Consider the following 8,769-nt stretch of genomic DNA (forward strand, 5'->3'; position numbering starts at 1 on the left):
TCACCACATGCCCATGGAAAGCGAGTGATTTCCAGGACCTTCTTTTTCTATCCAAGGCAACGGAAACATAAAAAGTCTCGAAACTGAGTCTTCAACAATCGGGAGCTTTATTGAAGTAAGATGAAGGTAATAGGAAGGTTTGCCTTATCCTTTATAATAAAAATCAAAAAATAGGTGATGTTAGGAAGAGGCAAACCTTCATGAAAGGTAGTGGGTGGACGTGGTTATAGCCTCAATCATATTTAGAACTTTCGTCACTTATTTTGTAATATTGCTCGTATTTCGTTTAATGGGGAAACGTGAAATCGGTGAACTGAGTGTCATGGATCTCGTCGTTTTCGTCATGCTGGCTGAGATTGCCGTATTCTTGATAGAAAAGCCAGAAGCGCCTCTTTGGCACGCGATTGTTCCAATGACCGTGCTTTTGATCATCCAGTGGGGAAGCGCATGGTTTTCTTTGAAGAATCAACGGTTTCGTAACTGGTTTGACGGAAAACCTTCTGTCCTTATTAAACATGGAAAAATTGATGAGTATGAAATGAAACGCCAGCGATACAACTTCAACGATTTACTATTACAACTCCGCGAGCATGGAATTCAACAAGTTAATGATGTAGCCTACGCTATATTAGAGCCTTCAGGTAAGTTGTCTGTATTTGAAAAAAATGATGATGGAGGGTCTGATTACGCTGTCGTGCTTATTGCAGATGGAGAAGTACAGTATAGTGGACTTAAAACCATTCGTAAAAATAAGAATTGGCTGCTGAATGAAGTGAAGAAACAAGGGTTTCGGTCTGTAGAAGAGATTTCTCTTTGTACAATAAATGAGGAAGGGGAACTCTCAATGGACGCGAATAACGAATACAAATAAAAATAGCCTCCAAACGGGGCTATTTTTTAGGTAGAATTTTGCTCCATGGAATCATTTTCCACTCATCTTTATGAAGAAGCTTAAACGCAAACAGAAGGATAAAATATAAAATCGTAAGCGAAATCCCCATTGTAATAAGTTGGGAAAGAGGCTTGCTCGCTAGTAACCAATGTTGTTTCATTTCAAAGCCTACGTACCCTGTGCAGCCAATTACCGCAAAGAAGCGAATCAGCATTTCAGAAGGGAACTTGAAAACCTTGTGTTTGATCAAAACAGCCAAATGCAGCAAAGTGACAATGACTACTCCTACAACAATGGCAATAGCCACTCCGTTGATCCCGTATTGAGGTTGGGAACTTAATCCAACCAGTACGATGAATTTAATCACAGCGCCAATCAAAGAGTTCCACATAGCTGGCTGGGCGAGATCAAGCGCCTGTAAACTAGCTTGCAGAGGAGTCTGTATATAATGCAATAGAAAGAAAGGAGCCATGAACTGAAGCAGAAATGCTCCCTGGCTTGTACCATAGACTGAGAATAAAATAACGGCTGGAAAAATCATGAATATGATGGTGATCACTCCACCAGAAGCAAGTGATAGACGTATAGACTGGAGAATTCGGTATTGGATAATATCTTTTTTGCCCTTGGCCGCAGCTTCACTGATGGACGGAACAAGTGCAGTTGACAGAGCATGTGTTAGGAAGGTAGGTAAAAACAGCAAGGGCAGAATATAACCCGTCAATTCACCGTAAAGTTTAGTCGACTCGACCGCAGCTATTCCTGCAATGGCAAGACTTTGTGCAACGAGGATCGGTTCAAAAAAATAGGTCAGAGATCCGATGAATTTGCTCCCTGTAGTCGGGAGAGCGATGGTCATAAGTTCATTGAATGTGTTTCGTCCCTCTTTTACATGTTTTGTCCATGTTGATCTAAGTTTGAATCGTTTCTGAAGATTGAATTGTCTAAGCATGTAAATCAATGACACAAGTTCACCTAACACTACAGCTGCCATCGCTCCTGCAGCAGCATACTGAACACCATAAGGTAAAAACATCTTCGTCAATACAATGACCGCTCCGATTCGAACGATTTGCTCAATAACTTGAGACATTGCCTGGGGCTTCATGTTTTGACGACCTTGAAAATATCCTCTAACGACAGAAGAAACAGCTGTAATCGGTATGATCGGCGTTACGGCTAACAACGGATACAAGGCTCTTGCATCCGTTAAGAAATAGTGAGCTACCACAGGAGATAAAAGAAACAACCCGATGGTAAATAAAATACTCAACGATCCTGTCACGCTAATCGAAACGATTAAAATTCGCTTGATTTTCTTTTCGTCTCCCAATGCTTCTGCTTCCGATACCCGTTTGGAGATGGCGACAGGTAATCCAAACTGAGTAATGGTAATCGCTAAAATGAGGGTTGGCAGTGCCATCATATATAATCCAACACCCTCTGCACCCATCACCCTCGCTACAACAATCCGGTTGATGAAGCCAAGTAACCTCGTAATTAACCCAGCCGCTACAAGAATGAGAGCTCCATGAAGAAACGTCTGTTTTGACATAATGATGATCCGCCTTCTCAAAGAATTGAAATTCCGCTACAATAAAGTATATGCTCGTTGATGGACAAGGCATGACAAACGATTCTTTTGAAATCTAATTCTGTAGATAGGAGATACTGTTATGAAAGAAGTGAAAACTGCAAGCCAATGGAAGAAAGAAGTTGACCCTGTTCTTATTAGTAAAGTAGATGAATTTCGACTTTTGGGATATGAAAGTGCAACGAAAAAAGAGATCTGGGACTGTTTATCGATAAAAGTTTGGAAGGGAAATCCAGAAAAACGCTTGCACTCCATTGTTCAAGATATTTTTCATTTGAACAGCCATACATATGTAAGTTTCTTAACCAATCAGGCTTATCAAAACGATGACCTGGAAGCATCTTTAGAAGCAGTCAATGCTGGTTATAATGAAAGATAACTCTATTGACAGCTTTCAGCATTTTTCCATATAATCAATCAATAGTTGCCAAATGTGAAATAAGTAGTAAAATTGTTACGGGAAGACAAGCGAGAAACATCCTCATCCGAGAAACAAAACTTGTGTAAGGTCACTTGTACATATTTATTGGATAATGAACAAAAAGGATGTGCTCAGGAATAAAGGAGGAAACGGCGTAATGGTGAAACGAGGTCGTATCGTCGCCTTTTTTTTAGTGGTGATCCTTTTAGCTGCTACGATTGGGACGACCATAACAGGCATTACGAAAGATATTCGATTAGGACTTGACCTTCAAGGTGGTTTTGAAATTCTTTATGATGTTGAGCCGCTGGATGACGGGCAAGAGGTCAATAGACAAGTACTAGAAGCTACAGTTGAAAATTTGAATCGACGTGTCAATACACTGGGCATCAGTGAAACGAACATTTCGATCGAAGATGGAAACCGAATTCGTGTTCAGTTAGCAGGTATTGAAGACCAACAGAAAGCACGTGAACTGCTTGCCACGACCGCTGAGCTCTCATTTAGAGGTGCGAATGGTGAAAAGTATTTGGACGGCTCTGATCTGGTGGAAGGCAGTGCCGAGCAAACCTTTGATTCACGAACGAACCAGCCAGTCGTTTCTTTGAAAGTAAAAGATGCTTCAAAGTTTTATGAGATTTCAAAAGAGATTTACAATACTCCGGATAATCCTGACACAGCTTATCCAGAAGATGTCATGGTTATTTGGTTAGATTATAAGGAAGCAGACACAACATTTGCTAAGGAATATGGCAAGCCTGATCCTGCTTATCTTTCTGCACCAGGGTTCAGTGATGGTCCTATCCGAAGCAGTTCTGTACAAATCAGTGGGAACTTCACCGTAGAGTCTGCGAAGCAGTTAGCTGATCTACTCAATGCAGGTTCTCTCCCTGTAAACCTTGAGGAAACCTATTCTACTTCAGTTGGTGCTCAGTTTGGTGAACAGGCGATGCAGAAGACGATTATTGCTGGTGCAATCGGAATAGCCACGATCTTCTTATTCATGATGGCTTATTACAGGTTCCCGGGTGTAATTGCTGTCGTTACCCTTTCTGTGTACATTTATTTAATTCTTCTAGTATTCGAATTAATGAACGGGGTACTTACCCTTCCAGGTATTGCCGCCTTAATTTTAGGTGTAGGAATGGCCGTCGATGCTAATATCATCACCTATGAGCGGATTAAAGAGGAATTGAAAGCTGGAAAATCGGTTATGTCTGCATTTAAAGCAGGTAATAAACGTTCGTTGTCTACGATATTAGATGCCAACATAACGACGCTGATTGCCGCAACGGTTCTCTTTATTTTCGGTACAAGCTCAGTCAAAGGGTTTGCAACGATGTTAATTGTCAGTATCCTAGTCAGCTTTATTACAGCTGTTTATGGAACGCGCTTATTCATGGGTCTTTGGGTGAAGAGCCGTTTCTTGAACAAACGTCCAAAATGGTTCGGCGTCAAGCCGGAAGATGTTCAGGATATTGAGGAAGGAGAAGAAGTTGAACCACAAGTTCTCGGACGTAAATTCGATTTCGTAGGATTACGTAAACGCTTCTTCACAATTTCGATCGTGCTAATAGCTGCAGGAATATTAGCACTCGCGATTTTCAAACTGAATCTTGGAATTGACTTCACTAGTGGCTCGCGTGTTTCAATTTTGGCTAATGAACAGATTGACGCCGATCAAGTGGAGCAGACGCTTGAAGACGAATTTGATGTTCAGCCGAAACAAATTGTTATTTCTGGTGACAATAATGAAATAGCCGTTGCGCGGTTTGAAAGTGAATTGAGCAAAGGTAAGATCGGCGAGATTCAAAGTTATTATGAAGAACAGTATGGGAACACGCCGAACGTAAGTACCGTTTCACCTGTTGTCGGACAGGAACTTGCGAAAAACGCTGCTTTGGCGGTTCTTTACGCATCAATCGGGATCATTATCTATGTAACGATTCGGTTTGAATTCTACTTTGCCTTAACAGCAATTATCGCACTGTTGCATGATGCCTTCTTCATTATTGCTCTGTTCAGTATTACGAGACTTGAGTTTGATATCACGATCATTGCAGCGATTCTGACCATAGTAGGGTATTCTGTTAACGATACAATTGTTACCTTTGACCGGATTCGTGAAAACTTGAAGTTGAAAAAGAAAGTCAAATCCTTTAAGGAGCTCGCGAAAGTGGTTAATGATAGTTTGATGCAAACATTAGCACGAAGTATAAATACCGTACTAACGGTCATTTTTGCCGCTGTCATGCTATTGTTCTTCGGGGCATCATCTATTACGAACTTCTCTTTTGCACTTGTCGTCGGCTTGCTGGCCGGTACGTACTCTTCCTTGTTCATTGCTTCTCAGCTATGGCTGATCTGGCGCGGGAAGAATATTAAGGACAAACCAATTCAATTTGTCAAAAAGAAAAAAACTGGCGGCCCGCAGGTGTAAAAGAAAAAGCAGCTATCACAGTATGTGATGGCTGCTTTTTTGATTGAGAGAGAGGGGAACAGGGTATATCTATAGTAAAGATTAAGATAGGAAAGAGAGGAGATAAAATATGAAGGGTCAAGGATATATTATTTTTGCTCTAATTTTTGCATTAGTCATAGCTGTATTTGCAGTCATTAACGTAGATCCTGTTCAAGTGAACTATTTATTTGGTTCTGGAGAAGCCCCTTTGATTTTAGTCATTTTGATTTCTGTACTGCTAGGGGGATTAGCCACGGCGTCTGTCGGTGCTGTCCGCTACTTTAAATTAAAGCGAGAGAATCGTTCATTACACCAAAAACTTTCAAAAGATAAAAGCCATACTTCACAAAAGGGTGAAGAGGCGAAGAAGTCTGAGGAAACGAATGTCCAGGAAGAAAACAGTACGTATAAAACTCCATAGAGATGTTTGCTACCCCTGTCCCGCTCTTGTATAATAGATTGGTCAGGGGTGAACTTATGTTACAAAGTAAGATGAAATGGAATTTTACATATACAGACGATGTGAATGATGGTCATCATTTGAAGGGGCTGACACCGCTCACTCAACAACTGTTGAAGAAACGGGAAATTTTCAGTGAGGAAGCGGTCAACCGTTTTTTAAATCCTTCCATCGAGCATCTTCATGACCCTTTTCTTATGGAAGGTATGAATAAAGGGGTCGACCGGGTAAGAAAAGCGATCAGTAACGAGGAATCGATCCTGGTGTTTGGGGATTATGACGCGGATGGAGTCAGTTCTACGACAGTTATGGTCGAAGCGCTGAGAGAGGCAGGAGCCGACTGCGATTTTTATATCCCTAACCGGTTCACGGAAGGATATGGACCTAATGAAGAAGCCTTCCGGTTTGCTCATGATTCGGGTTTCTCTGTAATCATTACGGTAGATACAGGGATAGCGGCGATGCATGAGGCCGATGTTGCCAAGCAATTAGGGATCGATTTAATTATTACAGACCACCACGAAGTACAAGAAGTTCTGCCGGATGCATATGCGATTATTCATCCGAAGACTTCTAGTCATTATCCATTTCAGGAGTTGGCAGGAGTAGGAGTAGCGTTTAAATTCGCCCAAGCATTGTTAGGGCGTTTTCCAAAGAATTTACTTGATCTTGTCGTCATCGGTACTATTGCTGACCTGGTCCCGTTACAAGGGGAAAACCGTGTATTAGCAGCTACTGGCTTACAGGCGATTTCGCAATCCAAACGGCCGGGAATTTTAGCCTTAAAAGAAGTTTGCGGCATTGAAGGCGAGTTTAATGAAGAAACGATTGGGTTTACGATCGGCCCGAGATTGAATGCCGTTGGTCGACTGCAAGATGCGACTCCAGCCGTAGATCTGCTCCTTTCTTCAAGCGTGGAAGAAGCGTTGGAAATTGCAAAATTTATCAACCAATTGAATCAGGAACGACAAAAAATCGTTGCTGATATTGCGAAGCAAGCAGAAGAAATGCTTGCGGAGAGGTCGAATGATCTAGAAAATGTCATCGTTGTAGCAAAAGAGGGATGGAACCCAGGTGTATTAGGGATCGTAGCTTCTAAACTGGTGCGTCAATACGATCGCCCCGCCATCGTATTGGGCATCGACCTTGAAAAAGGGGAAGCGAAGGGATCAGCTAGAAGCATCGGTGCCTTTGATTTGTTTGCGAACTGCATGGAAGTAAGGGATCGATTTATGCACTTTGGAGGCCATGCTCAAGCTGCCGGAATGACGCTTTCGATTGATCAAATCGATGCATTGAGAGCTGATTTAAATGAACTTGCTGAACAGAAATTGACGGAGGACGATTACCAGCAAGTCCTCGATATAGAAATGTCTGTAGAGCTTGAAGACATTTCCTTACAGCAAATTGAAGAAGTAAATCAGCTTCGCCCATTCGGAATGGGAAACCCGAAACCGTTATTTCATGTCAAACATTCGCCAAAAGAAGTGCGCTTGATTGGCAGTAAGAAGAATCATCTGAAATTTCAATTTCAAGCAGAATCCTCACGTGTGGATGGACTTGCTTTTGGGATGGGCGATCTTTATTCCCAAATTGCCCCATCAGACGAGTTAGATATTGTAGGAGAACTAAGCATCAACGAATGGAACGGGCGCAAGAACCTTCAAATTATGATCCAGGATCTTCAAATAGAAGACTGGCAGCTATTTGACCTGCGAGGATCAAGACATGTGGAAAAAAGCATTGCTATTCCAGGAGATGAATCTTATGCAGCCGTCACCTTCAATGGTGCTGCACAGGCTCCTCACGATGTTCCAATCTATATGGATAAGGATTTCAAGCCGAAAGAACATATAGACGGGTTGATTCTTATGGATTTACCAAAAGATCTCAAACAATTGGAAGAACTAATACAAAACATAACGGTTAGTAAAATTTACGTCTGTTATAGAGTGGAAGAAAGTACCTTTTTAAAAGCCTGGCCTTCACGAGATCATTTTAAATGGTTTTATGGTATGCTGTTGAAGCGGAAAGAGTTTAACCTTCACCAAGAAGGAGATCAACTGGCCAAACGTAAAGGCTGGGACCGCTCCATGGTAGATTTCATTTCACAGGTGTTTTTTGAACTTGAGTTTGTTAAAATAAAAGATGGACTTATTACGATCAATTCGCAACCTTCGAAAAAAGACTTAAAAGAATCAACGCTTTATCAAGAAAGAGAAAAGCAATTGAAGATTGAAAAGACCCTGTACTATTCCACATATAAAGAGTTGAAGAATTGGTTCAATCAATATTTAAACGTAAACGTTAAGCCCGTCAAGGAGGAAGTTGTTAATGGACTATAAAGAACATATCGCCATCGTAGAAGATTGGCCAAAAGAAGGGGTACAATTTAAAGACATCACTCCTTTAATGGATAATGGTCCAGCATTTAAGTCAGCTGTAGACGAAATTGTTGAATATGCCAAAAAACAGGACATCGATATTGTAGTCGGGCCTGAAGCCAGAGGGTTCATCGTCGGATGCCCCGTTTCCTATGCGCTTGAAATTGGTTTTGCACCAGTTCGAAAAGAAGGAAAACTGCCTAGGGAAACCATCAAGGTTGATTATGGATTGGAGTATGGCAGTGACGTATTAACCATTCATAAGGATGCTATTAAACCTGGCCAGCGTGTATTGATCATTGATGATTTGCTCGCTACAGGCGGAACAATTGAAGCAACGATCGATTTAGTTGAACAACTGGGCGGAGAAGTTGCCGGTTGTGCTTTCTTGATCGAGCTTACTTATTTAGACGGCCGCAGCAAATTGGATGGCTACGACGTATTGACACTAATGCAATATTAGATAAGAAAGAGTGCCCTCATTAGGGCGCTCTTTGTTTTACTGAAGCTGGTAGCATTTATCGCTTTACATTTTTCATTCTTTTTTTGATAATGTT

7 protein-coding genes are annotated in these 8,769 nt (G+C 41.5%); 6 read left to right on the plus strand and 1 reads right to left on the minus strand.

The features are described 5' to 3' along the window. Positions 1-220: 220 nt before the first annotated feature. The gene (locus LD39_RS00925) at positions 221-871 is read left to right on the plus strand and encodes a DUF421 domain-containing protein (RefSeq protein WP_035541852.1); all 651 of its coding nucleotides are present in this window, start codon (positions 221-223) and stop codon (positions 869-871) included. Between the two features lie 19 nt (positions 872-890). On the opposite strand, the gene spoVB is transcribed toward LD39_RS00925, so the two are convergent. Further along, positions 891-2,447: a stage V sporulation protein B gene (spoVB, locus tag LD39_RS00930; RefSeq protein ID WP_035541853.1), complete on the minus strand. Its 1,557-nt coding sequence runs from the start codon at positions 2,445-2,447 to the stop codon at positions 891-893. A 121-nt stretch (positions 2,448-2,568) separates the two neighbouring features. Between spoVB and LD39_RS00935 the strand changes: the two genes are divergently transcribed. From LD39_RS00935 to LD39_RS00955, 5 genes are all read left to right on the plus strand, one after another. After that, positions 2,569-2,865, plus strand: coding sequence for a post-transcriptional regulator (locus LD39_RS00935; RefSeq protein WP_035541856.1), 297 nt, complete (start codon positions 2,569-2,571; stop codon positions 2,863-2,865). Between the two features lie 199 nt (positions 2,866-3,064). Then, the gene (gene secDF / locus LD39_RS00940; protein WP_035541859.1) at positions 3,065-5,347 is read left to right on the plus strand and encodes a protein translocase subunit SecDF; all 2,283 of its coding nucleotides are present in this window, start codon (positions 3,065-3,067) and stop codon (positions 5,345-5,347) included. Positions 5,348-5,456: 109 nt separating this feature from the next. After that, positions 5,457-5,789: a lipopolysaccharide assembly LapA domain-containing protein gene (locus tag LD39_RS00945; protein ID WP_035541861.1), complete on the plus strand. Its 333-nt coding sequence runs from the start codon at positions 5,457-5,459 to the stop codon at positions 5,787-5,789. A 56-nt stretch (positions 5,790-5,845) separates the two neighbouring features. Further along, positions 5,846-8,173 carry a single-stranded-DNA-specific exonuclease RecJ gene (recJ, locus tag LD39_RS00950; RefSeq protein WP_035541863.1) on the plus strand — a complete coding sequence of 776 codons (2,328 nt, stop codon included), beginning with the start codon at positions 5,846-5,848 and terminating at the stop codon, positions 8,171-8,173. Further along, complete coding sequence (locus LD39_RS00955) at positions 8,163-8,675, plus strand: adenine phosphoribosyltransferase (RefSeq protein WP_035541864.1); 513 nt, start codon at positions 8,163-8,165, stop codon at positions 8,673-8,675. The genes recJ and LD39_RS00955 overlap by 11 nt, the downstream gene beginning before the upstream one ends. Positions 8,676-8,769 lie beyond the last annotated feature (94 nt).

This window comes from Halobacillus sp. BBL2006, from assembly GCF_000786645.1.
Classification (GTDB): Bacteria; Bacillota; Bacilli; order Bacillales; family Halobacillaceae; genus Halobacillus.